This window comes from Stenotrophomonas sp. ASS1, from assembly GCF_004346925.1.
In the GTDB taxonomy this organism is placed as follows: Bacteria; Pseudomonadota; Gammaproteobacteria; order Xanthomonadales; family Xanthomonadaceae; genus Stenotrophomonas; species Stenotrophomonas maltophilia_A.
The window spans coordinates 3,315,915-3,341,695 of sequence record NZ_CP031167.1; the positions used below are offsets into that span (position 1 = coordinate 3,315,915).

Consider the following 25,781-nt stretch of genomic DNA (forward strand, 5'->3'; position numbering starts at 1 on the left):
CCGGATCTGACCCCAGATTCATTTCGATATCTGACAGATGTGTCGACCAAGGTCGACACCTACCCACAGCACACGGAATCTGTCGGAGGTGGGGCGGTGTCGGAGTGCGGGGTGTCAGCCGCATGGATCGGTGTCGGAGTGCGGGGTGTCAGCCGCATGGATGCGGCTGCCAAGCCTACAGGGACGTACTTGCGGCGTCCCCGCACTCCGACACCGCCCCGCCAAACCACGGAATACCCGCTTCTGACGTTGACGTTGCTTGAAGGCTTCGGCAGGTGCAGGGCGCAGCCCTGCCGAACCCAACCGACTTCCGCCACTTGCGGTGGCAGCGACGGCCCACTAGCCTTCGGCCGTCGTTCACCACCCAAGGACCTCCCGTGAAACACCGTCATCTCCTGCTGGCCTCGGCAATCGCCGCCGCCACGCTGGCCCTGGCCGCCTGCAAGAAGGAAGCTGCCCCAGGCACCGATACCGCCAGCAGCAGCGCCCCGGCCGGCGAAACCGCCGACCAGTTCGTGGCCCGCATCAATACCGAGTTCAAGGCCGCCTACCCGGAGATGACCTCGGCGCAGTGGCTGTCCTCCACGTACATCAACAGTGATTCGGAACGCATCGCGGCCAAGGCCAACGAGCGCTCGCTGACCCAGCTCAACAGCTGGATCGAACAGGCCGCCAAGTTCGACGGCAAGCCGATGAGCGAGGACAGCAAGCGCGCGATCCACCTGCTGAAGCTGATGTCCTCGATGCCGGCACCGCGTGACCCGGCCAAGCTGGCCGAGCTGACCCAGATCGCCACCCGCATGGAAGGCAGCTACGGTGCCGGCAAGTACTGCACCGATGCCAACGATCCCAACTCCTGCCGCCAGCTGGGCGAGCTGGAGCAGGTGCTGGCACGCAGCCGCGACTACGACAAGCAGCTCGACGCCTGGCAGGGCTGGCACAGCACCACCAGGAGCATGCGCGGCGACTACCAGAAGTTCGTCGGCCTGGTGAATGAAGGCGCCAAGGGCATGGGCTTCACCGATGCCGGCCAGATGTGGCGCAGCGGCTACGACATGCCGCCGGAGCAGATCGGCCCGGAAACCGATCGCCTGTGGGAGCAGGTCAAGCCGATGTACGAGCAGCTGCACTGCTATGCACGCGGCAAGCTGGACAAGACCTACGGCAAGGACAAGGCCGAAGTGGGCAACGGCCTGATCGCCGCGCACCTGCTCGGCAACATGTGGCAGCAGGACTGGTCGAACCTGTGGGACCAGCTGGAACCGTACCCGGGTGCCGGCAGCCTGGACATCACCGCGGCGCTGGAAAAGCAGTACCAGACCAACCTGAGCGCAGCGCTGGCCAAGGCCGGCAAGGACGCCAACGTAGCGGCGCAGTACAAGGCACAGCGCGAGGCCGAACTGCGTACCGCCAAGCAGATGACCGAGCGCGCACAGGACTTCTACGTGTCGCTGGGCATGCCGTCGCTGCCGCAGTCGTACTGGGAAAAGACCCAGTTCATCAAGCCCGACGATCGCGACGTGGTCTGCCACGCCAGCGCCTGGGACATGAACATGGAAGGCGACGTGCGCACCAAGATGTGCATCAAGCCGAACGAAGAGAACTTCACCACCATCTACCACGAGCTGGGCCACATCTATTACGACCTGGCCTACAACCCGCTTCCGCCGCTGTTCCAGGGCGGTGCCAACGATGGCTTCCATGAGGCGATCGGCGACACCATCGTGCTGGCGATGACGCCCAAGTACCTCAGCTCGATCGGCCTGGTCGATGCGCCGACCGAAAGCCGCGAGGCGGTCATCAACAACCAGATGCGCATGGCACTGTCGGGCGTGTCGTTCCTGCCGTTCGGGCTGATGATCGACCGCTGGCGCTGGGGCGTGTTCGACGGTTCGATCACCGCCGACAACTACAACAAGGCATGGTGGGACCTGAAGGCCAAGTACCAGGGCGTGGCACCGGCCAGCACCCGTGGCGAAGAATTCTTCGATCCGGGCGCGAAGTACCACGTGCCGGGCAACACCCCGTACACCCGCTACTTCCTGGCGCGCATCCTGCAGTTCCAGTTCTACAAGGGCCTGTGCGACGCGTCCGGCTACAAGGGCCCGCTGCATGAGTGCACCTTCTACGGCAACAAGGAAGCCGGCCAGAAGTACTGGGCGATGCTGAGCAAGGGTGCCAGCCAGCCGTGGCAGGCCACGCTGAAGGAGCTGACCGGTACCGACAAGCTCGATGCCGGCCCGATGATCGAGTACTTCACCCCGGTCAACGAGTGGCTGAAGCAGCAGAACGAAGGCCAGATGTGCGGCTGGCAGGCCAACGCGGCCCCGGCGGCGAATTGAGAAAAGGGGCGGGTCCGCGAGGATCCGCCCCTTTCCGGTAGTGCCGGCCGCTGGCCGGCAACTGCACGGTGGACATCTGTCTGGCAGCCGGCCAGCGGCCGGCTCTACCGAAACAGCAATCAAACGAAGGCCAGATGTGCGGCTGGCAGGCCAACGCGGCCCCGGCGGCGAAATGAGAAAAGGGGCGGGTCCGCGAGGATCCGCCCCTTTCCGGTAGTGCCGGCCGCTGGCCGGCAACCACGCGATGAAGACCCAACGGGCAGCCGGCCAGCGGCCGGCTCTACCGAAAAGCCTGTCAGCTGTTCTTCTTCGCCGCCATCGCCGCAGCCAGCTCGGCCTTGAATTCCTCGAAGGTCTGGCCCTTCTCCTTCGCTTCGGCCTGCGCGGCATCGCGCAGCGCATCGGAGTACATCAGGCGCACCGGCGTGCCGTTGCGCTCGTGCAGTTCACCGGCCTGCATGATCAGCGCCAGCACCTGCGCAGCGCTCTCGCTGTGGCCAGCGATGCGGCCGTCCATGCCCAGCACCCATTCGCCGTCACGGCGCACGACACCGGCCAGCAGGGTGCGCTGCGCATCGCGCAGCTCGGCATGCGGTTCCACCGGCGATGCCTGCGCGGCGGCCTTGTTGGCGGCCTGCTTTTCCTGGCGACGGCGCTGGTCGCGGCGGGTCTTGGAGCTGGTGGACATGGTGCGGTACCGCTGCGAAGGGGGGCGCAAGGATAGCGCACCCCGCCCGCAGCGCTGCTTCACGCGTGCTCGATCCAGCATGGTCAGTCCAGCACCTTGCCGTGCCGCCAGTAGCCCATGAAGGTGATCGCGCGACGGTCCAGCCCGCAGTCACGCACCAGATGGCGGCGGATCGCCATCACCGCCCCCGCCTCGCCCGCCACCCAGGCGTACAGCGGCCCGGCCACGCAGGTGTCGGCCTGCTCCCAGAGGATCTGCGTATCGACGTCGATCTCCTCCAGCGCATCGCCAGCAGGCACGCTCGAGGTCGCTGACAGCCGTTCCTGGACCGCCTGCAGCAGCGGCTGGCCATAGGCGGCCTGCCCACGCGGCAACCACACCAGCTCGGCGGTGCCCGGCGCTTTCAACGGCACCGCATCGCCGGCCTGGGCCACTTCCAGCAACGCCAGCGTGCGCGGCGGATCAGGCATGGCCGCCAGCTCTTCGAGGATGCCCGCCACCGCAGGTAACGCCGTTTCATCGGCCACCAGCAGTACCTGGCCGACACCGGCCGGTGGCTTCCACTCCCAGCCTTCGCTGCTCTCGGCACAGTCGGCGTCGGGGGCCAGCAGCACCACGCGATCGCCCGGCCGTGCATGCATGGCCCAGCGCGAAGCGGGTCCGGTCACCCCGTGGATGACGAAATCGACATCGACCTCGCCCTGCTCCGCACGCAGCTGGCGGATGGTGTAGGTGCGCATCGGCGGGCGCTGATCGTCCGGCAGCGCCCGATAGCGTGGGTACCAGTCGTCACCGCTGGGGACCTGCGGCACCTCCTGGCCGGGCAAGGGGAAGAACACCTTGATGCGCTGATCCGGGCCTTCGGTTTTCATCCGCGCCACGTCGGCACCGGTGAACACCATGCGGTCCAGGGAAGGGGAGAGAACGCGGCGCTCCTTCAGCGCCACCTCGAACAGGCGGTAGGTCTGCTGCGCAGCCATGGGGGAACCTCATGCAACGACATCGGATTGGCTGGCTGTCGTGCACCCGTGCACCGGCTGGCTGGAGTGCCCAGCCTAGTCCGGTGGTTTCCCGTCGCAAGCGCTGCCGGCGTCGCGGCCTGCCCTACCCCTGCACGCTGCTCAGTGACCCGTGCAGACTGCCTGCGCCGCACGTTCACGCTGGTGTTCCCAGTACCAGAACACGAAACCAGCACCGAAGAACGCAGCCTGGCCCAAGGCCAGGTGCAGCGGGCTGGCGCTCAGCAGCGGCGATACCACGCCGGCCACCACGGTGCTGATCATCAGCTGCACGAAGGCCTGCAGCGACGAGGCCAGGCCGCGCTGGTGCGGGTACATGTCCAGCACCGCCAGCGCCAGGATCGGGAAGATCAGCGCCATGCCCATGCCGCCCAGGAAGATCGGCAGCACCGCCCACGGCAGCACGAACTGCGGGGCCAGCGCCACGTAGCCGACGTTCAACAGCACCGACAGCGCGCACAGGCCGAAACCGATGGCGACCTGGCGGGTAGGCGTGGTGTGCCCGGCCATGCGCCCAGACAGGTACGAGCCGGTGGTCATGCCGCCGATGGTGGGGATGAACAGCCAGGCGAAGCCGCCCTCGCCCAGATGCAGGTGCTGCATCACGAACACCGGCGCCGAGGAGATGTACAGGAAGATGCCACCGAAGCCGATGCTGCCGGCCAGCGCCAGGCGCAGGAAGCGCGGGTTGAAGCCGATGCGCAGGTAATCACGCATCAACGTGCGCGGCGACAACGGCACGCGCGCTTCAACCGGATGGGTCTCCGGCAGGTAGCGCGCAGTGGCCGCCAGCAGGACCAGCCCGAACACCACCAGGAACCAGAAGATCAGCGGCCAGCCGGCGCCACTGAGCAGGATCCAGCCACCGATGATCGGTGCGATGGCCGGGGCGATGCCGAACAGCATCGACACCTGGCTCATCAGGCGCTGCGCGTCGTGGCCATGGTAGAGATCGCGGATCACCGCTCGGCCGACGATCATGCCGACACCTGCCGACAGGCCCTGCAGTGCGCGGAAGCCCAGCAGCGTGGTCAGGTCAGTGGACAGCGCACAGCCGACCGAGGCGCCGACGAACACCACCAGGCCGCCGAGGATCACCCGCTTGCGGCCCCAGGCATCGGACAGCGGGCCGTGCGCCAGGCTCATCAGGCCGTAGAACAGCAGGTACACGCTGATGGTCTGTTGCACCGCCACTTCGTCCACCGCCAAGCGCTGGGCCAGCTGCGGGAACGCCGGGAAGATGGTGTCGATCGAGAACGGACCGAACATGGCCAGACCGGCGAGCAGCAGGGCCATGCGGCGGGTGGAGGGAGCAACAGCGGCGGTCATGGGGAAGGCGTCCGGCAGGGCCATGCGCGGCACGCACGGCGGGCGCCGGTCCCCTTCTGCAGGGACGGCGCCAGATGAATTCGGGTATCCGCCCATCATAGGTGGGGATTGCGACCGATGCCATGCAGCTGTGCACAAAACGCACGGCCGGGCCATCGGCCATTCAGGCGCGGCGGCCATGCCTGGAGGCGGCCGGCGGGCTCGCAACGGGCTATAATCAGCGGGCAACACGGTGGGAGAAGCGGAACACCGCTGCCGAAGGCGCAACGCCCGTAATCGCTCAGGCCCGATACCACCCGTAACAGAACTCTGGAGAGACCGGTTCGATCCGGCGCCGAAGGGGCACGAAGCTGCGGTCCGCCGCGCTTTTAAACTCTCAGGCAAAAGGACAGAGGGGCGCCCCGCAGACCGCCGACCGGCGGCTTGTGCCCGTGCGTGTGCCCTTTCCTGACGGATCCTTCGCCATGTCCCAGAACACCCCTTCCCTGCGTGAGCTCGAGCACCACAATGCGTTCGTCGAGCGCCACATCGGCCCCAACGACGCCGAGATCGCGCAGATGCTCGATGTCGTCGGCCACGCGTCGCTGGATGGCATGACCGATGCCATCGTACCGGCCAAGATCAAGTCGCCGGTGCCGCTGGCGCTGCCGGAGTCGATGACCGAAGTGCAGGCACTGGCGAAGATCCGTGCGATCGCCGACAAGAACACCGTGCTGCGCAGCTTCATCGGCCAGGGCTACTACGGTACCCACACGCCGAACGTGATCCTGCGCAACATCCTGGAAAACCCGGCCTGGTACACCGCCTACACCCCGTACCAGGCGGAAATCTCGCAGGGCCGCATGGAAGCGCTGATCAACTTCCAGACCCTGTGCGCCGACCTCACCGGCATGGAAATCGCCAACGCCTCGCTGCTGGACGAAGCCACTGCCGCCGCCGAAGCGATGACCCTGGCCAAGCGTTCGGCCAAGTCGAAGTCGGACACCTTCTTCGTGCACGACGCCGTGCACCCGCAGACGCTGGAACTGCTGCGCACGCGTGCCGAACCGATGGGCATCGTGCTGCGCGTGGGCACCCCGGCCGAAGCGCTGGAAGCGGAAGCCTTCGGCCTGCTGCTGCAGTACCCGGACACCTTCGGCCAGGTCGGCGACTACAAGGCGCTGGTCGATGCCGTGCACGCACGCGGCGGCCTGGTGGCCGTGGCCACCGACCTGCTGGCCCTGACCCTGCTGGCCGCCCCGGGCGAATGGGGCGCGGACATCGTGGTCGGCAACAGCCAGCGTTTCGGCGTGCCGTTCGGCTTCGGTGGCCCGCACGCCGCCTTCATGGCGTGCCGTGACGCCTACAAGCGCTCGATGCCGGGCCGCCTGATCGGCGTCTCGATCGACGCGCAGGGCAACCCGGCCTACCGCCTGACCCTGCAGACCCGCGAGCAGCACATCCGCCGCGAGAAGGCCACCTCCAACATCTGTACTGCACAGGTGCTGCTGGCGGTGATGGCCTCGATGTACGCCGTCTACCACGGCCCGGAAGGCCTGACCCGCATTGCCCGCCGGACCCATCGCCTGGCCTCGATCCTGGCCGCAGCGCTGCGCAATGCAGGCGTGCAGGTCGGTGGCGACTTCTTCGACACCCTGCATGTCACCGGCGTGCACGCCGATGAGATCCACGCCAAGGCCCGCGCCGCCGGCTACAACCTGCGCGCGATCGACAGCGACTCGGTCGGCATCAGCCTGGACGAGACCACTACCCGCGCCGACATCGTCGCCGTGGCTGCCGTGTTCGGTGCCTCGCTGGACGTCGACGCACTGGATGCCAGCACTGCCGATGCGCTGCCGGCCGGCCTGCTGCGCCAGTCCGCGTTCCTGACCCACCCGGTGTTCAACACCCACCACAGCGAGCACGAGCTGCTGCGCTACCTGCGTTCGCTGGCCGACAAGGACCTGGCAATGGACCGCACGATGATCCCGCTGGGCTCGTGCACCATGAAGCTCAACGCCACCGCCGAGATGATCCCGGTGACCTGGCCGGAGTTCTCGCAGATCCACCCGCTGGTGCCGGCCGACCAGGCGCTGGGCTACAAGGAACTGATCGACACGCTGGAAGCGATGCTGGTGGAATGCACCGGCTACGACGCGGTCAGCCTGCAGCCGAACTCCGGCGCGCAGGGCGAGTACGCCGGCCTGCTGGCGATCCGCGCCTACCACCGCTCGCGCGGTGAGGAACATCGCGATATCTGCCTGATTCCGGACTCGGCGCACGGCACCAACCCGGCCTCGGCACAGATGTGCGGCATGAAGGTGGTGGTGACCAAGACCGATGCCAACGGCAACGTCGACGTCGAGGACATCCGCCTCAACGCCGAGAAGTACAGCGACCGCCTGGCCGCGATCATGATGACCTACCCGTCCACGCACGGCGTGTTCGAGGAGGAGGTGGTGGAGATCTGCGAGATCATCCACAAGCACGGCGGCCAGGTGTACACCGACGGTGCCAACATGAACGCCCTGGTCGGCGTGGCCAAGCCGGGCAAGTGGGGTTCGGATGTTTCGCACCTGAACCTGCACAAGACCTTCTGCATCCCGCACGGTGGTGGCGGCCCGGGCGTCGGCCCGTGCGCGGTCAAGGAGCACCTGGCCCCGTTCCTGCCGGGCAAGCTGGGTGACAACGGCCCGGTCGGCATGGTCAGCGCGGCCAGCTTCGGCAGCGCCTCGATCCTGCCGATCAGCTGGATGTACATCGCGATGATGGGCCGCGACGGCCTGCGCAAGGCCACCCAGGTCGCGCAGCTCAACGCCAACTACATCGCCAAGCGCCTGGCCCCGCACTTCAAGACCCTGTACACCGGCCGCAACGGCCTGGTGGCACACGAGTGCATCCTGGACGTGCGCCCGCTGGAGAAGACCAGCGGCATCGGCGCCGAGGACGTGGCCAAGCGCCTGATCGACTTCGGCTTCCACGCCCCGACCCTGAGCTTCCCGGTGGCGGGCACGCTGATGGTCGAGCCGACCGAGAGCGAATCGCTGCACGAGCTGGACCGCTTCATCGACGCGATGATCCAGATCCGCGAGGAAATCACCGCGATCGAAGACGGCCGCCTGGACCGCGAGGACAACCCGCTGAAGAACGCGCCGCATACCGCGACCGCGGTGACCGCCAGCGAGTGGACCCACGCCTACCCGCGCGAACTGGCTGCGTTCCCGCTGCCGAGCCTGAAGCTGCAGAAGTACTGGCCGCCGGTGGCGCGCGTCGACAACGTGTACGGCGACAAGAACGTGATGTGCGCCTGCATCCCGGTCGATGCCTACAAGGATGATGAAGTCGAGGCGTGATTCCTCGCTGCATCGGTAAACAGAACGGCCCGCGCAAGCGGGCCGTTTTCATAAGCGCGTGTGGACCAAGGTCCACACCCACAAACATCCGATCACGGATCCGGCATCTGCCCCAGGCTCAACTGCCACGAGACACCGAAGCGGTCCTGCACCCAGCCGTAGCGGTTGCTGAAATCGTAGTCACCCACCGGCATCAACCAATGGCCGCCCTCACCCAGCACGCGTGCGGCACGCTCGAACTGCTCGGCGCCGGAGCACTCCACGAACAGCGAGATCGACGGTGAGAAGGTGAAATCGTGCACGTCCAGGCTGTCGAAGCACAGGTAGTGGGTTCCACCGAGCAGGAAGATGGCCTGGCGGACCTGCCCGGGCACGCCGGCACCGGCGCCGTCCGGATGGCGCTGCATTGCCAGCAGGCGGAAATCGGCGAAGGCCTCGGCATACAGAGCCAGGGCCGCTTCGGCCTGGCCGGTGAACATCAGGAAGGGGCGGCTGCGCAGCATGCGGTACTCCTGGTCGACGGGCCGCGGACGGCCCACACGATCAGGATGGCACGGCGGATGTGCAGCCCCCGTGGTAGTGCCGGCCGCTGGCCGGCATCTTCAGTCACGCCTCGCGCATGCGCCGGGCGATGGCGCTGCTGGCGGCGATCGTGGCAGTCAGTGCCACCATCGACAGGAACTGCAGGCGGGTGTGCGACTCGCTCAGCAGCAGGCCGAAGATCAGTGCCAGGATCGCCAGCGCGCAGCAGGTCAGCCACGGGAAGCCGGCCATGCGGAACGGCAGGCGGGTACCCAGGCGATCCGCGCGGCGACGCAGCACCAGCTGCGACACCAGCGACAGCGTCCACACCAGCAGGCAGGTGGAACCGACGATGTTCAGCAGCACCGGCAGCACCCGGTCCGGGAACAGCAGCTCCATCACCGTGGCGGCGAAACCGAACAGCACGCTGGCCAGCACGGCGATCACCGGCACCTGGCGCGGATCGGTCCAGCCCAACACGGCCGGCGCTTCGCGGCGCTGCGCCAGCGAATACATCATGCGCGAGGCGCCGTAGAGGTTGGCATTGAGCGCCGACAGCAGCGCGATCACGGCGATCAGGGTGATGGCCGTACCCGCGCCCGGGATGCGGGCAATATCCAGCACCGCAGCGAACGGCGACTTCAGCGCCTCGCTGGTCCACGGCACCACGGCGATGATCACGCTCAGCGAGCCGATGTAGAACACCAGGATGCGCCAGGCCACGGTGCGGATGGCACGGGCAATGCTGCGCTCGGGATCTTCGGTTTCGGCCGCAGCGACGGCTACGATCTCGGTGCCGCCAAAGGCAAAAACGACAACCAGCAGCGCCGCGCCGATGCCGGCCAGCCCCTTCGGCGCGAAGCCGCCATGCTCGGTGAAGTTGCTCAAGCCCGGCGAGGTCACCTGCGGCAGCCAGCCCATCAGCAGCGCCACACCGATGGCGATGAAGGCCAGGATCGCCGCCACCTTGAGGATGGCGAACCAGAATTCGAACTCGCCGAAGTTCTTCACCCCGAGCAGATTGATCGCGGTGAAGAACAGCATGAAGGCCAGCGCCGCCATCGGTACCGGTATCGCCGGCCAGACCGTGGCAAGAAGCCCGGCCGCGCCGACGGCTTCGGCGGCGATCACGATCACCAGCTGCACCCACCACAGCCAGCCCACGGTGGCGCCGGCGGTAGCTCCCATGGCATCAGCGGCGTAGACCGAGAACGCGCCACTGGTCGGCTTGGCCGCCGCCATCTCGCCCAGTGCGTTCATCACGATGACCACCAGCGCACCAGCGACCAGATACGACACCAGAACCGCCGGGCCGGCCGCCTGTACACCCACGCCCGAGCCGAGGAACAGGCCGGCGCCGATGGCGCTGCCCAGACCCATCATGATCAGCTGGCGGGGCTTGAGCGAATGTCCGAGGCGGGACGGCGAAGCGGTCGGAATCGAGTTGGGCATCGGCGGGGCTGGCGGCGGGCTACAGGGGCGACACCTTACCCTGTCCCGTGCCCACGGGGATAGGCACAGCGCAGCAGGCGGCTCAGGCCAGCGCCGGCTCGCCGACGTTGCCACCAATACGGGCCCGGTAGGCGCGCGGCGAGAAACCGGTTTCAGCCTTGAACTTGCGGGTAAAGGCGCTCTGGTCGCTGAAACCGCAGGCCTGGCCGATGCAGGCGATGCTGTCGTCACCGTGCAGCAGGTGCATGGCCATCTGGATCCGCAGCCGGGTCAGCACCTGCTGCGGGGTCATCTGGAACACCTTGCGGAAGCTGCGCTCCAGCTTCGACAGCGAGAAGCCGGTGATGTCCAGCAGGGTCTGCATGCGCACGTTCTCGGCGTAGTGCGCATTGAGGTGGGCCAGGGCCAGCCGCAGCTGCTCGTATTGGGTGCCCAGGCTGTCCTTCTGGCCGAGGTCGCGGGATATGCCGATCAGGCCCTCGATGGCCCCATCGACCACCAGCGGGCGCTTGCAGGTCAGGCACCAGCCCGGTTCACGGTTGGCGAACAGGTGGAGCTCCATCAGGTTCTCGATCACCTCACCGGACAGCACGCGGGCGTCCTGGTCGACGTAGTCCGCACTGAGGCCGGTCGGGTAGATCTCGGCCGCGGTACGTCCGATCACGTCCTTGCGCGCGCGCAGACCCAGCCGCCGCAGCATGGTCTGGTTGACGTGGGTGTAACGCCCCTGAAGGTCCTTGATGAAGAACAGCACATCCGGGATGGCGTCGAACAGGGCTTCGATGTCGGCGGGCTCGACTCGCATGCCACAAGCATAGCCGAGGCCCCTTGCCGGTGCGATCACCCTTGCGGGACTTGCGCTTAACGCCGCTAGGCCCACCGTGGGGGCCAGCCCCCACCGGAGAACAGGCCATGCCCCGCGGTGACAAGTCCGCCTATACCGAAAAGCAGAAGCGCCAGGCCGAGCACATCGAAGAGAGCGAGCGCGAGCGCGGTGCCAGCGAAAGCACCGCAGAGCGCATCGCCTGGGCCACTGTGAACAAGCAGGACGGCGGCGGCAAGCGCAGTGGCAGTGGGCGCGAGGTGGCGAAGAAGGTCACCACCAGGAAGGTGGCTGCCAAGAAGACTGCTACGAAGAAGGCGCCGGCCCGCAAGACGGCCACGAAGAAGGCAACAAAGAAGACGGTGGCGAAGAAGGCCACCACCCCTGCATCGCGTAGTGCTGCCGCGAAGAAAGCGGCGAAGACCCGTGCGGCGAGGAAGACCGCGCGAAAGGTGGCGGCGAAGAAAGCGGCACGTACCCGCGCCAGCAGCTGAGCCCGTCAATCGGGATTGCAGCCCGCAGATCAGCCATACTTCTCCAAGCCGCTGGACGCGGCAAAGGGGAATCATCCATGAATGTCCAATGCTCCGCAGCTTTGGCAGCCCTGCTATCGATGGCACCCGCTGCGCATGCGATCACCGCCTCTGACCCACCCCACGAATCCCGTCAGGCTGCGACCGCGACTGCGGACGCCGATATTGCGCGGATCGAATCTCTCGGCCGGTCATTGTTTGAACATGATCTTGCCGCCGAACGCGCAACCGACGCACTCGTAGCGAAGGGAATGCGCAAGGATGACCGCGTTGCTGGATGGGTCACCGAACAACGCGACAACCGCTATGTCGTCAGTATCCTCGGAGGTGACAGTAGCGTGCTGTATCGGGTAGTCACCGACGACAAGGGAACGCTTGCCGGTCCTGTACAGACCCTGTCGCCACCCGAGCCACTATCGCCTTATGAGGCCGGCGCGGCAGCTGCGCGTGCACTGGCATTGAGCAGCAAGTTTCAAGCGTGCTCGAAGAACTACAACACGGTCGTGCTACCGAACGTGGACGGCACGGCAAATGCCTGGAGTGTCTACCTGCTTCCCGGCACATTCGATCCTGCAGCGGTGCCTCTGGGGGGAAGCCATCGCGTGGAAATCGCGGATGAAAAGATCACTTCCAGCCGGCCTTACACCCTCTCCTGCATCACGCTGCAGCGTCCACCGCGGAAGGGTGCCATGATGGTGACCCACCTACTCGATCCAACGCCGACCGAGGTCCACGTTTACTGGAGTCTCTGGGCACGCGCGCCACTGTTCGTGAGTACGGCCAAGGACGTGATCTGGAAGATTGAGAACGGACATATCAGCAAAGTCGTGGACTGACATCCGGTCACACCATGGACGCCCATGGTGTGACCGGCACCACAACGCTTACCGCGCAGCAGCTCAGGCTGCGCGACGCGGCACAACCGAAGCTGTGTCGCCTTCCACCTTGAACACCGACACCGACGTGGTCAGTGCATGCGCCTGTTCTTCCAGTGCGCGGCTGGCGGCGGTGGCTTCTTCCACCAGCGCAGCGTTCTGCTGGGTCACCTGGTCCATCTGCACCACCACCTGGTTGACCTGCTCGATACCGGCGGCCTGTTCCTTGCTTGCCGCTGCGATGTCGCTCATCAGCTGGGTGGTGCGCGAACTTGCCTGTGCCACGCGGGCGATCGCGGCTTCCGATTCAACGGTCACTGCCAGGCCGCTCTTCACCTTCGCAGCGGCGTCTTCGATCAGCTCCTTGATCTCCTTGGCGGCGACACCGGCACGCTGCGCGAGCGTGCGCACTTCGCTGGCAACCACGGCAAAACCACGCCCCTGCTCACCTGCACGCGCCGCTTCCACCGCAGCATTCAGCGCCAGGATGTTGGTCTGGAACGCAATGCCGTCGATCACCGTGGAGATCTCCGAGATGCGTGCCGATGACTGATCGATCTCGCCCATCACCGATGCCATCTGTGCCATTGCCTGCTCGGTCTCGCGCACTGCGGCACCGGCGGCATGCGCTTCGCTGTCGGCCTGACGGGCCAGCTCGGCATTCTGGCGCACGGTGGAGGTCAGCTCCTCCATCGATGCTGCGGCCTCTTCCAGGTTGGCGGCCTGCTGCTCGGTGCGGCGCGACAGGTCGTTGTTGCCGGCGGCCAGTTCCTGCGCTGCGTTGTTGATGCTGTCGGCGGCCACCTGGATGCCCCGCACGATGCCGGTCAGCTGTGCGGTGGTGGTGTTGGCGTCGTCGCGCATGCGCGCGAACACACCGTCGTACTCGCCCTCCATGCGTGCGGTCAGGTCGCCGTGCGAGATTGCACGCAGGACGTCGGAGACGTCGGCGATGCTGGCCTGCGAACTGGCCATCATGCCGTTGAGGTGCTCGACCATCGCCTTGAACTGGTACTGGAACGCTGCGGCATCGCCACGCATGCTGAAATCACCGGCGCGTGCGGCGCGGGCCAGTTCATCGATCTGCGCGTTGATCGCCATCAGGCTCTGCTTCACTGCCGCCAGGGTGCGGGTTAGCGTTCCCTTCTCGCCCGGGTAATCCGGCAGGTCACGGCTGAGGTCGCCGATGGCGTAGCGCTGCATCACTTCAGCCATCAGCAGTTCCACCTGCACGTGCGATTCGACTAGGCTGTTGGTGGCCTGCACCATGCGGCCGAAGTCGCCGGGGAACGCCGTGACGTCCATGCGATAGCGGATCGCGCCGGCCTCATGCTGTTCGGCCATCTGCAGCTGTGCGCCGATCGCCGCCTGCACACTCTGCCGCACACTGGCCATCGCTTCGCCCAGCTGGGTCAGTTCATCGCGGCCACCAAGACGAAACTCCTGGTCCAACTGTCCCTTGGACAGGCGTTCGGCCAGGTTCACGGCGCGGGCCAGCGGGCCGGTCAGGCTGCGGCCGATCATCACCGAGGCACCGATGCCCACCAGCAGCGCGACACCGCCCAGCACCAGCAGCTGCAGCAGACTGCGCTCACCCAGACGAATCGCCTCGGCGGCGGCATCACGGCTTTCCTTCTCTTCGAAGTCCACGCCATCGGACAGCGCCTTGTTCCAGCCATTGGCCGCTTCCTGCACCGGCCCCAGGGTCAGCGCCACGGCGCCCGGGTAGTCGCCCTGCTCCATCAGTTCGCTGGTCTGCTTGTTGAGCGGGCGCGCAATGGCACGCTTGGCGGCGATGGTTTCGGCAATGGCCTTGCCGTCGGCGTCGCTGGGCAGCGCCTGGTAGGCGGTCCAGCTGGCCTCGTAGCGCTTCACCAGATCGGCGATGCGCTGCTCGTCGTGGCCGCGGTCTTCGCCCTGGCGGATCAGCATCTCGCGGCGCACCACCATCATCTGGTTGTTGGCATCGAGCATCTGCGACAGCAGGCGCACCTTGGCCACGCTGACATCGACCACCTGCTGCATCGCGCGCTTCTGCACGACACTGGCGGTGGCGCCGGTGGCCACCACGGCGGCAACCAGCAGCAGCAACAGGCCAAAGCCCAGCCCAAGACGCCAGGCAACCCTGACGTTCCTCAAGTAGTTCATGGGGGTATCCAAAACGGGGGGATGCGCCCTTATCGGCGGCCCGGCAGGCAATCTTGATCGCCGTCCGTCGACGGCGTCGGCCACCGTTCACCTTGGTGAGCCCCCTGCGCAGCAGCACCTGCGCGCTGGACACGGCTGCAATACCCATGGCTGCTCATGCGGGCATCAGATCCCTTTCACGGTGGCTCGGCGGCTGCTGCGGGCAAGGTGGTGGCGTGACCTGCTGGAGATCCCAATGCCCTTGCCCGTGTCCCGATCCACCCTGCTCGCTCTCTCGCTGCTGGCGTCGCCAGCCTTCGCGCAGGCGCCGCCGCCCCACTTGCCCGCACCCATTGCCGAAACGGCCGGACCGGATACCGCACCCCACTCCGCCCTGCACGCCCAGGTGCTGCTGGATCGCGCGAATTTCTCCCCTGGCCAGATCGATGGCGAAATGGGCAGCAACCAGCGACGCGCGGTGTCGGGTTTCCAGGCAGCGCATGGGCTGGACGTAACGGGCGAACTGGACGACACCACCTGGAAGGCCCTGCAGGCCGATACCGTTGGGCCGCTGGCCAGCTACACGCTGACTGCTGAGGATGTTGCCGGTCCGTTCCAGGCCACACCGAAAGGGCCCGCCGCCCAGGCCAAGCTCACATCGCTGGGCTACGGCAGTGTGGAAGAAGCCCTCGGCGAGCGCTTCCATGCCTCCCCTGAGCTGATGAAGGCGCTCAATCCCGGCGTGGACCTGACCAAGGCCGGCAGCCGCATCCAGGTACCCAACATCGCACTGGCCGCATTGCCGAAGGCGGCGAAGATCGTGGTCGACAAATCCGACTCCACGCTGCAGCTGCTGGATGCGCAGGGCAAGGTGATCGCACAGGTGCCGGTGTCGTCGGGCAGCCAGCACGACCCGTTACCGATCGGCGAATGGAAGATCCTGGGCGTTTACCGCGACCCGCCGTTCCACTACAACCCGAAACTGTTCTGGGATGCCCGCAAGGGCGAAAAGAAGGCCACCCTGCCACCGGGTCCGAACAATCCGGTCGGGCGGGTCTGGATCGATCTGTCCAAGCCGCATTACGGCCTGCATGGCACGCCCGAACCCGGCCATGTGGGCAAGACCGAATCGCATGGCTGCGTGCGCATGACCAACTGGGATGCGCTGCGCGTGGCCGATGCCGTGGATACCTCGGTACCCGTGGTGATGCAGGAGTGAGCCGATGCGCCTTTCGCAACTGATCGTGCTGGGCGTTCTGCTGGGGCTGGGTGCAGGCTGGTGGCTGCACCGCGATGCGGGTGATCCGGTACCCGCCCCGCTGCCGCAAGCGCAATCGGCACTGGCAGCGGCGCCGGCGAAGGAATCTGTAGCGACACCCGCAACAGCCCCACCCGCCAACACCGCGCCGTCGGCCGCGCAGACTGCGGATGCACCATCCGGTCTGCTGCTGCCGGTGCAGGGTATCCAGGCGTCCCAGCTGCGCGATACCTTCACCGATGCCCGCAGCGAGGGACGCGTGCACGATGCCATCGACATCATGGCCGATGCCGGTACGCCGGTGCTGGCGGTGGCCGATGGAACGGTTGAAAAACTGTTCGACAGCGAGCGCGGCGGCTTGACGATTTACCAGTTCGAGCCCAGCGGGCGCTGGTGCTACTACTACGCGCATCTGCAGCGCTACGCCGATGGCCTGGCGGAGAAGCAGGTGATCAAGCGCGGAGAGGTGATCGGTTACGTGGGCAGCACCGGTAACGCCAGCACCGAGGCCCCGCACCTGCACTTTGAGGTGCACCTGCTGGGTCCGGAAAAACAGTGGTGGAAGGGAGAGTCGATCAATCCGTATCCGCTGTTGAAACAGGCGGCTTCGACGCCTGACGCTGCCAGTGCCGCAAGGTGATGGTGAATACCACCAGCGCAGCGCCCGGAATCAGCAGGAACAACGCCGCCACCTTCCAGAAGAAGAACGGCCACAGCCACGCGTAGTCCAGGTCGGTCAGCTTCAGTACGTCCATCGGTGGCAGCAGTTCCACCGAGGCCGCGCGCCCCGCCAGCGCGGGCTCGACCGCCAGAACAGTCACCCGCAGCCACGAGCGCCCGCGCGGCAGCGCATCCCCCCGGCCATAACCGAAGTACGAGGCGGCAAATCCAGCAGGCTCAACCGATTCCAGCGCGCGGGTGATGCCGGAACCCGGCACGCCCGAACGCGTTTTGGCGCGGAAGTCAGTTTGATCTGTCGGGGTTTCCGCGCGCAGGCGCACCTCAGGATCGATCGCCGTGGCAGTACCGTCATCCGCGTAACGCAGGCGCAGCCGCAGTTGGTCATCGATGAAGCGGTAGACCGTGACCTCGGCCGTCGCACCCGGGCTCAGCACCAGAGGCAGCACCTGCGTGCGTGAGGCCATGTGGTTGGCGATCGCGCCCAGCACCAGCACCGCGCAGGCAAGCGCCCACAGGCTCCACAGCACCCACAGGGTGATCCGCACCACCGTTACGCCCTTCACGCTGACATCCGGGTCATCACGTCACCTCCCTGCCGGCCGTGCCGACACAGTAACGAAAAAGCCCCGCTTTCGCGGGGCTCTTCCTGTCACCTACGCCGGGCAGCGCCCGACGCCACCTCAGGCGAACGGATCCTGCAGGACCATGGTGTGGTCGCGATCCGGGCCAGTGGAGACGATGCTGATCGGGCAGCCGGCCAGCTCTTCCAGCGAACGCAGGTAGGCGCGCGCAGCCGGCGGCAGGTCGTCCCAGTTGGTGATGCCGTGGGTGTTCTCGCTCCAGCCCGGGAACTCCAGGTACACCGGGGTGCAGTCTTCCCAGCCCTGCGCGTCCAGCGGCGCGTACTCGGTGCGCTTGCCGTTGTATTCGTAGGCGATGCAGACCTTCAGCTTTTCCATGCCATCCAGCACGTCCAGCTTGGTGATGCACAGGCCGCTGATGCCGTTGATGGCCACTGCGCGCTTCAGCGCGACGATGTCCATCCAGCCGCAGCGACGCGGACGGCCGGTCGAGGCACCGTACTCGGCGCCGCGGTCACGGATGCCCTGGCCGACTTCGTCGTCCAGTTCGGTCGGGAACGGGCCGCCGCCGACGCGGGTGGCGTAGGCCTTGGCGATGCCCAGCACGTAGTCGATCGAATCGGCGCCGACGCCGGAACCGGCCAGTGCACCACCCACGGTGGTGTTGGAGCTGGTGACGTACGGGTAGGTGCCGTGGTCGATGTCCAGCAGCGCACCCTGCGCGCCTTCGAACAGCACGCGCTTACCCTGCTTGCGCAGGTCGTGCAGGATGCCGGCCACGTCGGACTTCATCGGCTGCACGTATTCGCCGAAGGCCAGCGCTTCGTCGAAGGTCTTCTGGAAATCGACCGCATCGGTGTTCAGATACTTGGTCAGCACGAAGTTGTGGTAATCCAGCGCGGTGCGCAGCAGTTCTTCCAGCTGCTTCGGGTAATGCAGGTCGGCGATGCGGATACCGCGACGCGCCACCTTGTCTTCGTAGGCCGGGCCGATGCCACGGCCGGTGGTGCCGATCGCCTTGCCGCCGGCAGCGCGCTCGCGCGCCTGGTCCAGGGCGATGTGGTACGGCATGATCAGCGGCGCGGCCGGGGAGATCTTCAGGCGCGAACGCACTTCCACGCCGGAGGCTTCCAGCTCGGCGATTTCCTTCTGCAGCGCGGCCGGCGAGATCACCACGCCGTTGCCGATCAGGCACAGCGCATCGTCACGCAGGATGCCCGACGGGATCAGGTGCAGGACGGTCTTCTTACCGTTGATGACCAGGGTGTGGCCGGCGTTGTGGCCGCCCTGGAAGCGCACGACGGCGCCGATTTCCTCAGTGAGCAGATCGACGATCTTGCCCTTGCCTTCATCGCCCCACTGGGCACCCAACACTACGACAGACTGACCCATGACGGGCTCCTCATATGTTGCGGCCATCGGGGCCGCGGACGGTTGAACCGTGGCGGGGCTGGCCAGCACCTGGAGGGCGGCTCCAAACGGGGAGCAGCCGGCGATGGAAGGCCCAGACACGGAAAAAGCCGAACGGGGAGGCCCGTCCGGCTTTTGTGCATTATCCGGGTTTCCGGGGTCGGGTGCCACCTTTCCGACGGACGGCTTCACCGGCCGGTCAGCCGCCCCGCCCGGTCGTGCCGGCCGTTGGCCGGCAATGCCAACCAAGGTTGGCATCTACCAGAGCCGGGCCACGCATGTACCGGCCGGTCAGGTGCCTCCCGGTAGTGCCGGCCGTTGGCCGGCAATGCCAACCAAGGTTGGCATCTGCCAGAGCCGGACCACGCATGTGCCGGCCGGTCAGGCACCTCCCGGTAGTGCCGGCCGCTGGCCGGCAATGCCAACCAAGGTTGGCAGCTACCAGAGCCGGGCCACGCATGTGAACGCAGGCGGCCGCTGGTGGGCAATCCCAGGTTGCCGGCCAGCGGCCGGCACTACCCTTTCAATGCCGCGCCCACCACAGCAGGCTCAGGCCGGCCAGCAGCACCAGCCCGCCAAAGCTGCGCAGGGCCGGGCTGGGCAGGTCCAGCAGGCGCTCGGCCATGCGCTTCCAGGCGAACGGGGCGACGAACAGGAACAGGCCTTCCAGCACCGCCACCAGGCAGACGGCGGCGAACAGATCTTTCATGGGGGACTCCGGAAAAAGCACGGGGCCCGGCATCTGGCCGGGCCCCGTGGGGTACTGCCCTGCGACCTCAGCGGTCGTTCTTCAGGTACTGCAGGAACGGGTCGTTCTTGTCGAGCACGATCACGCCGTTGCCGTCGCTCATGGAGCCACGGTAGGCCTCCAGGCTGCGGTAGAACGCATAGAACGACGGGTCGGCCGAGCCGGCCTTGCCGTAGATGCGCGCCGCATCGGCATCGCCTTCACCGCGCAGGCGCTGTGCATCACGCTCGGCTTCGGCGATCAGCACGGTGCTGTCACGGTCAGCCTGGGCGCGGATGGTCAGCGACTGCTCCTCGCCCTCCGCACGCAGCTTGGCCGCTTCCTGCTTGCGCTGCGCACGCATGCGCTCGTACACGTCATTGATCACCTGGCTGTCGGTCGGCAGGTCCACCTGCTTGATGCGCAGGTCGATCATCTGCATGCCGAGGCCGGCCACCGCTTCGTTGATCCCCTTCAGCTGCTCGGCGATCAGCTCGCTGCGGTCGCCGGAGACCAGCTGCTGCAGGGTGCGCGAGTTGATCTGGTTGCGCAGCGAGTCGGTGATGATCGGTGCCAGGCGGGCATTGGCGATGCGCGGATCGCCACCGGTGGCACGGAAGTAGTCACCCACGTTGGAGATGTAGCCGATGGCGAAGAAGTCGACGCTGACGTCCTTCTGCTCGGCGGTGAAGTAACGCGCCGGGGCGGTGTCGAGCACCTGGAAGCGGCGGTCGAAGACCTTCACCGTTTCCACCACCGGCACCTTGAAGTGCAGGCCCGGCTTGATGTCCGAACGCACCACCTTGCCCAGGTTCAGCACCATGGCGGTCTGGTCCTCACGGACCACGTACACCGAGCCAAGCAGGCCCAGCACCACCGCCACGATCACGGCGATCCAGATAGGACTCTTCATCGGCTGCCCTCCTCACGGCCGCTCGGTCGCCCGGTCGGGCGGCCCACCGGCCGGCCCGGATCACGGGAAGCTTCCGCCGCTGCACCCGGCAGCGACGGCATCACCACCTCCGGATTGGTCACTCCCGGCGGCGCCGAGGTGGTGGGACGGGTATCGCCGGTCATCGGCACGTAGATCAGCTGGCGGCCATCGCCACCGATCACCTTGCGGTTCTCGCTCAGCACCTGCTGCACGGTCTCCAGCCACAGGCGCTTGCGGGTCACTTCCGGGGCGTCCTTGTACTGGGCCTGCAACAGGCTGAAGCGCTGCGCGTCACCCTCAGCCTTGGAGACCACGGCCTGCTTGTAGCCTTCGGCGGTGGTACGGGCACGCGAGGCCTGGCCTCGGGCTTCCGGCACGACCTTGGCGGCGTAGGCCTGGGCTTCGTTGATCAAGCGTTCCTTGACCTGCTGGGCACCGTTGACCTCGTCGAAGGCCGGCTTCACTTCTTCCGGCGGACGGGCGTCCTGCAGGGTCAGGCCGGTCACGGTCAGGCCGGTCTTGAACGCCTTCAGCAGCGCCTGCAGGCGCTCCTCGGCGGCCACGGCCAACGGGCCACGGTTGTTCAGTACCGCGTTGAGGTCGGCACGGCCGACTTCCTCGCGCACCGCGCTCTGCGCCGACTGCTCCAGCACCTGGTTGGCATCGACCGTGCCGAACAGGTACTGCTGCGGGTCGTCGATGCGGTACTGGACGTTCAGCGAGACGTTGACGATGTTCTCGTCGCGGGTCAGCACCGGCACCTGGATCGAGAAGGTCTTGATCTCGGTGGCATTGACCTTGGTGACCGATTCGATCGGCCACGGCAGCTTGAAGTTCGGGCCGGGCTGCAGGATGCGCGAGAACTGGCCGAAGCGCAGCACCACGCCACGCTGCTGTTCGCCGATCAGCTGGAAGCTGGAGAACAGCACCAGCAACACCACGGCTGCCACCACCCAACGCATGATGCCACCGTCGAACAGGTCCTTCAGCGGCCCGGGCAGTCCGCCCCAGCCACCACCATTGCCACCGCCGCGCGACCCGAAGGGCCCGCGTCGATTGTCCTCGGGGCCTTGTCCGCCCTTGTTGCCGCCGGGTGTATTCCAGGCCATGCACGCTCCATCAAGATTTGGGCTGCGGCGCGGGCCCTTCCCGCACCACCAGCCGTGAAACCATCACCGATCATACAAGATGGGGCGGATCGGCAGGATCGAAAGGGGGGCAACGGGGTAAGGTGGCGTTTTCCTCGAAGTCAGGCAACGCCGATGGCCCCCACCACCCCGTTCACCGCCTTCCGCATCGAAAACGACGACGCCGGCTACCGCAGCGGCCTGGCCCAGCTCAATGTCGACGACCTCAACCCCGGCCAGGTACTGATCCGCGCCCACTGGTCTTCGGTCAACTACAAGGATGCCCTGGCGGGCACCGGCAAGGGCAGGATCCTGCGCCGCTTCCCGCTGGTGGGGGGCATCGACGTGGCCGGCACCGTGGTTGCCAGCACCGATCCAGACTGGCGTGAAGGCGATGCGGTGCTGGCCACCGGCTGCGGCCTCAGCGAAACCCGCGATGGCGGCTACAGCCAGTATGTGCGGCTGGAGTCGCGTGCGGTGATTGCCCAGCCGGCCGGGCTCAGCCCGCGCGAGGCGATGGTGCTGGGCACCGCCGGCTTCACGGCGGCGCTGGCGCTGCTGCGCATGCAGGACAACCGGCAGGTGCCGGAACTCGGCCCGTTGGCGGTCACCGGCGCCAGCGGCGGTGTCGGCGCGCTGGCGCTGTCGATCTTCAGTCGTGCCGGCTACACCGTGCACGCAGTCAGCGGCAAACCGGACCAGGCCGAGTTCCTGCATGGTATCGGCGCCACTGAAGTACTACCGCGCGAGGCACTGTCCGACACCGGCCCACTGCAGTCGGCCCGCTTCGGCGGGGGCCTCGACAATGCCGGAGGCGACATGCTTGCCAGCCTGCTGGCACAGACGGTGCCCTACGGCAGCGTGGTCAGTGCCGGCCTGGCAGCCAGCCCGACGCTGGACATGACGGTGATGCCGTTCATCCTGCGCGGCGTGTCACTGCTGGGCGTGTCCTCGGCCAATGCACCGCGCGGGCTGCGCGAAGAAGTGTGGTCGCGGCTGGGCAGTGACTGGAAGCCGCAGCAGCTGGACCGCATCTGCACCGCCGAAGTCGGCCTCGATGGCCTTCCTGCCGTGTTCGAACGGATGCTGGCGGGCGGTTCGCTGGGCCGCACCGTGGTGCGGATCGACTGAACGTCGCAGGCAGGCGACGGACGGCAGATGCGCCCCTCCCGCCAGTAATGGGCCCGCACTACACTGCGGGCATTACATGGGGAACAACATGGCACGCATTCTGATCGTCGACGACTCACCGTCGCAGCTGTTGGGGATACAGCGCATCGTCGAGAAGCTCGGGCACCAGATCCTGACCGCCACCGATGGCGCCGCCGGGGTCGAAACCGCCAAGGCCGAGCTGCCCGACCTGGTCCTGATGGACGTGGTGATGCCCAACCTCAATGGCTTCCAGGCCACCCGCACCCTCGCCCGCGACGAGGCGACCCGGCATATCCCGGTGATCCTGGTGACCACCAAGGACCAGGACACCGACCGCATGTGGGGCATGCGCCAGGGCGCCAAGGCCTACATCACCAAGCCGTTCTCGGAAGACGAACTGTCCGAGGTGCTGGAACGGGTGTTCGCCGGGCAGGGCTGAGACACGCGCGGTAGTGCCGGCCGCTGGCCGGCAACCACGCATCACCGTCCCGGGCAATGAAGTTGCCGGCCAGCGGCCGGCACTACCTTCAAATGGTCTCGCCGAAGGCCTTGGCCAGGTTCCGGTACGCCTTCTTCTGCGCCTCGTCAGTCGCGGCCGGGGCCACGATCTCGATCTCGACGATCTGGTCGCCATCCGGATTGCCCGGCAGCCCACGGCCACGCAGGCGCAGCTTGCGGCCGGCATCGGAATCGGCCGGAATCTTCAGTTCCACCGCTCCACCCAGGGTCGGCACGCTGATGCTCGTACCCAGCGCGGCCTGCCACGGCGTGACCGGCAGCGTGTAGAGGATGTTGCGGCCATCAACCTCGAACTGCGGGTGGGCGGCGTATTCCACTTCCAGCAGCAGGTTACCGCCGTGGTTGCCCTGCCCCGCCAGGCGGATCACCTGGCCCGGGCGGATACCCTTGGGCACGCGCACGTCCAGCTGCTTGCCGTTGACGGTGATGCGCAGGCTGTCGCCGCTGTAGGCCGCTTCCAGCGGAACCGACAGCTTGGCGCGGGTGTCGCGGTTGGGCGCGTGGCCCTGGCTGCTGAAGCCCGGCCCCGGACCAGCACCACCACCGCCACGCTGGCGCGCGAACAGGCTCTCGAAGAAGTCGCTGAAGCCGCCATTGGGGCCGCCACCGCCGAATACTTCCTCGAAATTGAAACCGCCAGCACCACCATAGTTCGGCGGCACGTTGAACTCCTCGCCCGGGCGATAGCCCTGCGCGCGCAGCTGGTCGTAGGCCGCGCGCTTTTCCGGATCGCGCAGCGCCTCGTAGGCCTCGTTGACCGCCTTGAACTTGTCTTCGGCCCCGGCCTCCTTGCTGACGTCCGGGTGGTACTTGCGTGCCAGCCGGCGGTAGGCGGTCTTGATCTCCGCCTCGCCCGCGCTCGGTTCCACCCCCAGGGTGGCGTAGTAATCCTTGAATTCCATCCAGCTACCTCGATCTGCTTCGGCCGCGCCGGTGGCGCCGCCCCGGGTTCATTCTACGCGCCGGCATGCTACGCCGCCCCTCGTGCGGCCACGGTGAGGCCGACTGATCCTGCGCAATGCGGCTGCCATCCCCATGCGCCACGCTGTGGCTGGAAGCCCCTGCCGCAAAGCCTGAAGATGGGGCCTGCACACGGGTTTTCCAATGTCTTGACGCCCCTGTCCCATCCGGCCCACTAGCCTGCCCCAGCAAGGAGTTCCCCATGACCATCCATGTCGGCGACCGCATTCCGGAAGTGACCCTCAAGCGCATCCGCGAGGGCATCGAAACGCTCGATACGCATTCGCTGTTCGACGCACGCAAGGTGGTGCTGTTCGCCGTACCCGGCGCGTTCACCCCGACCTGCTCGGCGCGCCACCTGCCCGGCTACGTCGAGAAATTCCAGGCGTTCCGCCAGCGCGGCATCGATGTCTACTGCATGGCGGTCAACGACCCGTTCGTGATGAAGGCCTGGGCCGCCGACCAGAGCGTGCCCGACGGCCTGCTGATGCTGTCCGACGGCAATGCCGAACTGACCCGTGCGCTCGGCCTGGAGCTCGACGCCAGCGCCTCGGGCATGGGCATCCGCTCACGCCGTTTCGCCCTGTACGTGGTGGATGGCGTGGTGCGTGCGGCCTGGATCGAGCAGCCCGGCCAGTTCGAAGTGTCTTCGGCCGAATACGTGCTGGAGCACCTGCCAACCTGATCTTCCACCGCAAGAGGAAACGGCCAGCCATGTCCACCAAGCCAGCCAAAGCCGCAAAGCCTGCCGCAAAGGTGCCCGGCATCAGTGACCGCAAGACCCTGCGCGAACGCGCCCGTCGCAATATCGAAGACGGTGCGATCACCGACAGCTACAGCGCCGACCGCAAGGTCGTGATCAAGCTGCTCAACGATGCACTGGCCACCGAGTACGTATGCGTGCTGCGCTACTACCGGCACTACTTCATGGCCAAGGGCATGCTGGCCGACGCGGTGAAAGCCGAATTCCTCGAACATGCACAGCAGGAACAGGCGCACGCCGGCAAGCTGGCCGAGCGCATCGTCCAGCTCGGCGGCGAGCCGGACTTCAACCCCGACACGCTGACCGCGCGCTCGCATGCCGAGTACAAGGAAGGCAGCGACCTGCGCGACATGGTGCGCGAGAACCTGGTGGCCGAACGCATCGCCATCGACAGCTACCGCGAGATGATCAACTTCATCGGCGACCGCGATACCACCACCAAGCGCATCCTTGAAGAGATCCTTGCACAGGAAGAGGAGCACGCCGATGAGTTCGCCGACCTGCTGGATGGGTGGATCGGGGAATGATCTGGTAGATGCCCACCTTGGTGGGCGTCTTTGCCGCGTGCCAACCAAGGTTGGCACCTACCAGAGCACGGCGGTGTCGTTGGCGTTGGGCCGCGCGCCG

At 66.7% G+C, this 25,781-nt stretch carries 23 protein-coding genes and 1 riboswitch; of the genes, 10 read left to right on the forward strand and 13 right to left on the reverse strand.

The genetic code is table 11. The features are described 5' to 3' along the window. The first annotated feature begins 377 nt into the window (after positions 1-377). Positions 378-2,342: a M2 family metallopeptidase gene (locus MG068_RS15520; protein WP_132810604.1), complete on the forward strand. Its 1,965-nt coding sequence runs from the start codon at positions 378-380 to the stop codon at positions 2,340-2,342. Positions 2,343-2,637: 295 nt separating this feature from the next. Here MG068_RS15520 and MG068_RS15525 read toward each other — a convergent pair whose 3' ends face one another. From MG068_RS15525 to MG068_RS15535, 3 genes are all read right to left on the reverse strand, one after another. Beyond that, positions 2,638-3,030, reverse strand: coding sequence for a hypothetical protein (locus MG068_RS15525; RefSeq protein WP_008265644.1), 393 nt, complete (start codon positions 3,028-3,030; stop codon positions 2,638-2,640). Positions 3,031-3,113: 83 nt separating this feature from the next. Continuing rightward, entirely contained in the window at positions 3,114-4,010 is an 897-nt protein-coding gene (locus tag MG068_RS15530; RefSeq protein WP_132810605.1) for a siderophore-interacting protein, read from the reverse strand. A gap of 141 nt (positions 4,011-4,151) precedes the next feature. Beyond that, a complete protein-coding gene (locus MG068_RS15535; RefSeq protein ID WP_132810606.1) occupies positions 4,152-5,378 on the reverse strand; it encodes a multidrug effflux MFS transporter in 1,227 nt (408 codons plus the stop codon). A 299-nt stretch (positions 5,379-5,677) separates the two neighbouring features. Then, positions 5,678-5,780: riboswitch (glycine riboswitch) on the forward strand. Positions 5,781-5,842: 62 nt separating this feature from the next. Between MG068_RS15535 and gcvP the strand changes: the two genes are divergently transcribed. Next, positions 5,843-8,710 (forward strand): aminomethyl-transferring glycine dehydrogenase, encoded by a 2,868-nt coding sequence (gene gcvP / locus MG068_RS15540; RefSeq protein WP_132810607.1) that lies wholly within the window; start codon positions 5,843-5,845, stop codon positions 8,708-8,710. Positions 8,711-8,802: 92 nt separating this feature from the next. On the opposite strand, the gene MG068_RS15545 is transcribed toward gcvP, so the two are convergent. The 3 genes from MG068_RS15545 to MG068_RS15555 form a co-directional block, all read right to left on the reverse strand. Then, a complete protein-coding gene (locus tag MG068_RS15545) occupies positions 8,803-9,213 on the reverse strand; it encodes a VOC family protein (RefSeq protein ID WP_005410627.1) in 411 nt (136 codons plus the stop codon). Between the two features lie 103 nt (positions 9,214-9,316). Continuing rightward, complete coding sequence (locus tag MG068_RS15550) at positions 9,317-10,684, reverse strand: amino acid permease (RefSeq protein WP_132810608.1); 1,368 nt, start codon at positions 10,682-10,684, stop codon at positions 9,317-9,319. An 82-nt stretch (positions 10,685-10,766) separates the two neighbouring features. After that, positions 10,767-11,489 (reverse strand): AraC family transcriptional regulator, encoded by a 723-nt coding sequence (locus MG068_RS15555; RefSeq protein ID WP_032127825.1) that lies wholly within the window; start codon positions 11,487-11,489, stop codon positions 10,767-10,769. Between the two features lie 107 nt (positions 11,490-11,596). Here MG068_RS15555 and MG068_RS15560 point away from each other — a divergent pair, with 107 nt between their 5' ends. Beyond that, a complete protein-coding gene (locus tag MG068_RS15560; protein ID WP_132810609.1) occupies positions 11,597-12,001 on the forward strand; it encodes a hypothetical protein in 405 nt (134 codons plus the stop codon). Between the two features lie 77 nt (positions 12,002-12,078). Continuing rightward, the gene (locus MG068_RS15565) at positions 12,079-12,876 is read left to right on the forward strand and encodes a hypothetical protein (RefSeq protein ID WP_132810610.1); all 798 of its coding nucleotides are present in this window, start codon (positions 12,079-12,081) and stop codon (positions 12,874-12,876) included. A gap of 63 nt (positions 12,877-12,939) precedes the next feature. Here MG068_RS15565 and MG068_RS15570 read toward each other — a convergent pair whose 3' ends face one another. Beyond that, the gene (locus MG068_RS15570; protein WP_132810611.1) at positions 12,940-15,063 is read right to left on the reverse strand and encodes a methyl-accepting chemotaxis protein; all 2,124 of its coding nucleotides are present in this window, start codon (positions 15,061-15,063) and stop codon (positions 12,940-12,942) included. A gap of 235 nt (positions 15,064-15,298) precedes the next feature. Between MG068_RS15570 and MG068_RS15575 the strand changes: the two genes are divergently transcribed. Both MG068_RS15575 and MG068_RS15580 read left to right on the forward strand, forming a co-directional pair. Further along, positions 15,299-16,261: a L,D-transpeptidase family protein gene (locus MG068_RS15575; protein ID WP_132810612.1), complete on the forward strand. Its 963-nt coding sequence runs from the start codon at positions 15,299-15,301 to the stop codon at positions 16,259-16,261. A gap of 4 nt (positions 16,262-16,265) precedes the next feature. Then, positions 16,266-16,940 (forward strand): M23 family metallopeptidase, encoded by a 675-nt coding sequence (locus tag MG068_RS15580; protein WP_132810613.1) that lies wholly within the window; start codon positions 16,266-16,268, stop codon positions 16,938-16,940. On the opposite strand, the gene MG068_RS15585 is transcribed toward MG068_RS15580, so the two are convergent. The 5 genes from MG068_RS15585 to hflK all read right to left on the reverse strand — a co-directional run bounded on the left by MG068_RS15585 (position 16,876) and on the right by hflK (position 21,742). Then, positions 16,876-17,544, reverse strand: a complete 669-nt coding sequence (locus MG068_RS15585) for a hypothetical protein (protein WP_132810614.1) — start codon at positions 17,542-17,544, stop codon at positions 16,876-16,878. The two genes, MG068_RS15580 and MG068_RS15585, sit on opposite strands and share 65 nt — an antisense overlap. A 117-nt stretch (positions 17,545-17,661) precedes the next feature. Beyond that, entirely contained in the window at positions 17,662-18,954 is a 1,293-nt protein-coding gene (locus MG068_RS15590; protein ID WP_014038120.1) for an adenylosuccinate synthase, read from the reverse strand. A gap of 541 nt (positions 18,955-19,495) precedes the next feature. After that, complete coding sequence (locus tag MG068_RS15595; RefSeq protein WP_005410640.1) at positions 19,496-19,681, reverse strand: DUF2065 domain-containing protein; 186 nt, start codon at positions 19,679-19,681, stop codon at positions 19,496-19,498. Between the two features lie 67 nt (positions 19,682-19,748). Continuing rightward, the gene (gene hflC / locus MG068_RS15600) at positions 19,749-20,612 is read right to left on the reverse strand and encodes a protease modulator HflC (protein WP_088026795.1); all 864 of its coding nucleotides are present in this window, start codon (positions 20,610-20,612) and stop codon (positions 19,749-19,751) included. Then, positions 20,609-21,742, reverse strand: coding sequence for an FtsH protease activity modulator HflK (hflK, locus tag MG068_RS15605; protein ID WP_049401370.1), 1,134 nt, complete (start codon positions 21,740-21,742; stop codon positions 20,609-20,611). Before hflK ends, hflC begins: the two co-directional genes overlap by 4 nt. A gap of 153 nt (positions 21,743-21,895) precedes the next feature. On the opposite strand from hflK, the gene MG068_RS15610 reads away from it, so the two are divergent. After that, entirely contained in the window at positions 21,896-22,891 is a 996-nt protein-coding gene (locus MG068_RS15610) for a YhdH/YhfP family quinone oxidoreductase (RefSeq protein WP_049421229.1), read from the forward strand. A gap of 88 nt (positions 22,892-22,979) precedes the next feature. Further along, a complete protein-coding gene (pilH, locus tag MG068_RS15615) occupies positions 22,980-23,351 on the forward strand; it encodes a twitching motility response regulator PilH (RefSeq protein WP_005410644.1) in 372 nt (123 codons plus the stop codon). An 88-nt stretch (positions 23,352-23,439) separates the two neighbouring features. Here the strand turns inward: pilH and MG068_RS15620 are convergent, their stop codons facing one another. After that, positions 23,440-24,333: a DnaJ C-terminal domain-containing protein gene (locus MG068_RS15620; RefSeq protein ID WP_106468840.1), complete on the reverse strand. Its 894-nt coding sequence runs from the start codon at positions 24,331-24,333 to the stop codon at positions 23,440-23,442. A 260-nt stretch (positions 24,334-24,593) separates the two neighbouring features. Between MG068_RS15620 and MG068_RS15625 the strand changes: the two genes are divergently transcribed. Together MG068_RS15625 and MG068_RS15630 are read left to right on the forward strand one after the other, a co-directional pair. Beyond that, positions 24,594-25,076, forward strand: coding sequence for a peroxiredoxin (locus MG068_RS15625; protein WP_032127816.1), 483 nt, complete (start codon positions 24,594-24,596; stop codon positions 25,074-25,076). Between the two features lie 29 nt (positions 25,077-25,105). Further along, on the forward strand, positions 25,106-25,681 hold the full coding sequence (locus MG068_RS15630) for a ferritin-like domain-containing protein (protein WP_049421227.1): 576 nt from the start codon (positions 25,106-25,108) through the stop codon (positions 25,679-25,681). Positions 25,682-25,781 lie beyond the last annotated feature (100 nt).

Bases quoted from the DNA above. Each gene is read 5' to 3' on its own strand.
- MG068_RS15525 (WP_008265644.1), bottom strand. From the start codon at position 3,030: ATGTCCACCAGCTCCAAGACCCGCCGCGACCAGCGCCGTCGCCAGGAA.
- MG068_RS15530 (WP_132810605.1), bottom strand. From the start codon at position 4,010: ATGGCTGCGCAGCAGACCTACCGCCTGTTCGAGGTGGCGCTGAAGGAG.
- MG068_RS15535 (WP_132810606.1), bottom strand. From the start codon at position 5,378: ATGACCGCCGCTGTTGCTCCCTCCACCCGCCGCATGGCCCTGCTGCTC.
- gcvP (WP_132810607.1), top strand. From the start codon at position 5,843: ATGTCCCAGAACACCCCTTCCCTGCGTGAGCTCGAGCACCACAATGCG.
- MG068_RS15545 (WP_005410627.1), bottom strand. From the start codon at position 9,213: ATGCTGCGCAGCCGCCCCTTCCTGATGTTCACCGGCCAGGCCGAAGCG.
- MG068_RS15550 (WP_132810608.1), bottom strand. From the start codon at position 10,684: ATGCCCAACTCGATTCCGACCGCTTCGCCGTCCCGCCTCGGACATTCG.
- MG068_RS15555 (WP_032127825.1), bottom strand. From the start codon at position 11,489: ATGCGAGTCGAGCCCGCCGACATCGAAGCCCTGTTCGACGCCATCCCG.
- MG068_RS15560 (WP_132810609.1), top strand. From the start codon at position 11,597: ATGCCCCGCGGTGACAAGTCCGCCTATACCGAAAAGCAGAAGCGCCAG.
- MG068_RS15565 (WP_132810610.1), top strand. From the start codon at position 12,079: ATGAATGTCCAATGCTCCGCAGCTTTGGCAGCCCTGCTATCGATGGCA.
- MG068_RS15570 (WP_132810611.1), bottom strand. From the start codon at position 15,063: ATGAACTACTTGAGGAACGTCAGGGTTGCCTGGCGTCTTGGGCTGGGC.
- MG068_RS15575 (WP_132810612.1), top strand. From the start codon at position 15,299: ATGCCCTTGCCCGTGTCCCGATCCACCCTGCTCGCTCTCTCGCTGCTG.
- MG068_RS15580 (WP_132810613.1), top strand. From the start codon at position 16,266: ATGCGCCTTTCGCAACTGATCGTGCTGGGCGTTCTGCTGGGGCTGGGT.
- MG068_RS15590 (WP_014038120.1), bottom strand. From the start codon at position 18,954: ATGGGTCAGTCTGTCGTAGTGTTGGGTGCCCAGTGGGGCGATGAAGGC.
- MG068_RS15595 (WP_005410640.1), bottom strand. From the start codon at position 19,681: ATGAAAGATCTGTTCGCCGCCGTCTGCCTGGTGGCGGTGCTGGAAGGC.
- hflC (WP_088026795.1), bottom strand. From the start codon at position 20,612: ATGAAGAGTCCTATCTGGATCGCCGTGATCGTGGCGGTGGTGCTGGGC.
- hflK (WP_049401370.1), bottom strand. From the start codon at position 21,742: ATGGCCTGGAATACACCCGGCGGCAACAAGGGCGGACAAGGCCCCGAG.
- MG068_RS15610 (WP_049421229.1), top strand. From the start codon at position 21,896: ATGGCCCCCACCACCCCGTTCACCGCCTTCCGCATCGAAAACGACGAC.
- pilH (WP_005410644.1), top strand. From the start codon at position 22,980: ATGGCACGCATTCTGATCGTCGACGACTCACCGTCGCAGCTGTTGGGG.
- MG068_RS15620 (WP_106468840.1), bottom strand. From the start codon at position 24,333: ATGGAATTCAAGGATTACTACGCCACCCTGGGGGTGGAACCGAGCGCG.
- MG068_RS15625 (WP_032127816.1), top strand. From the start codon at position 24,594: ATGACCATCCATGTCGGCGACCGCATTCCGGAAGTGACCCTCAAGCGC.
- MG068_RS15630 (WP_049421227.1), top strand. From the start codon at position 25,106: ATGTCCACCAAGCCAGCCAAAGCCGCAAAGCCTGCCGCAAAGGTGCCC.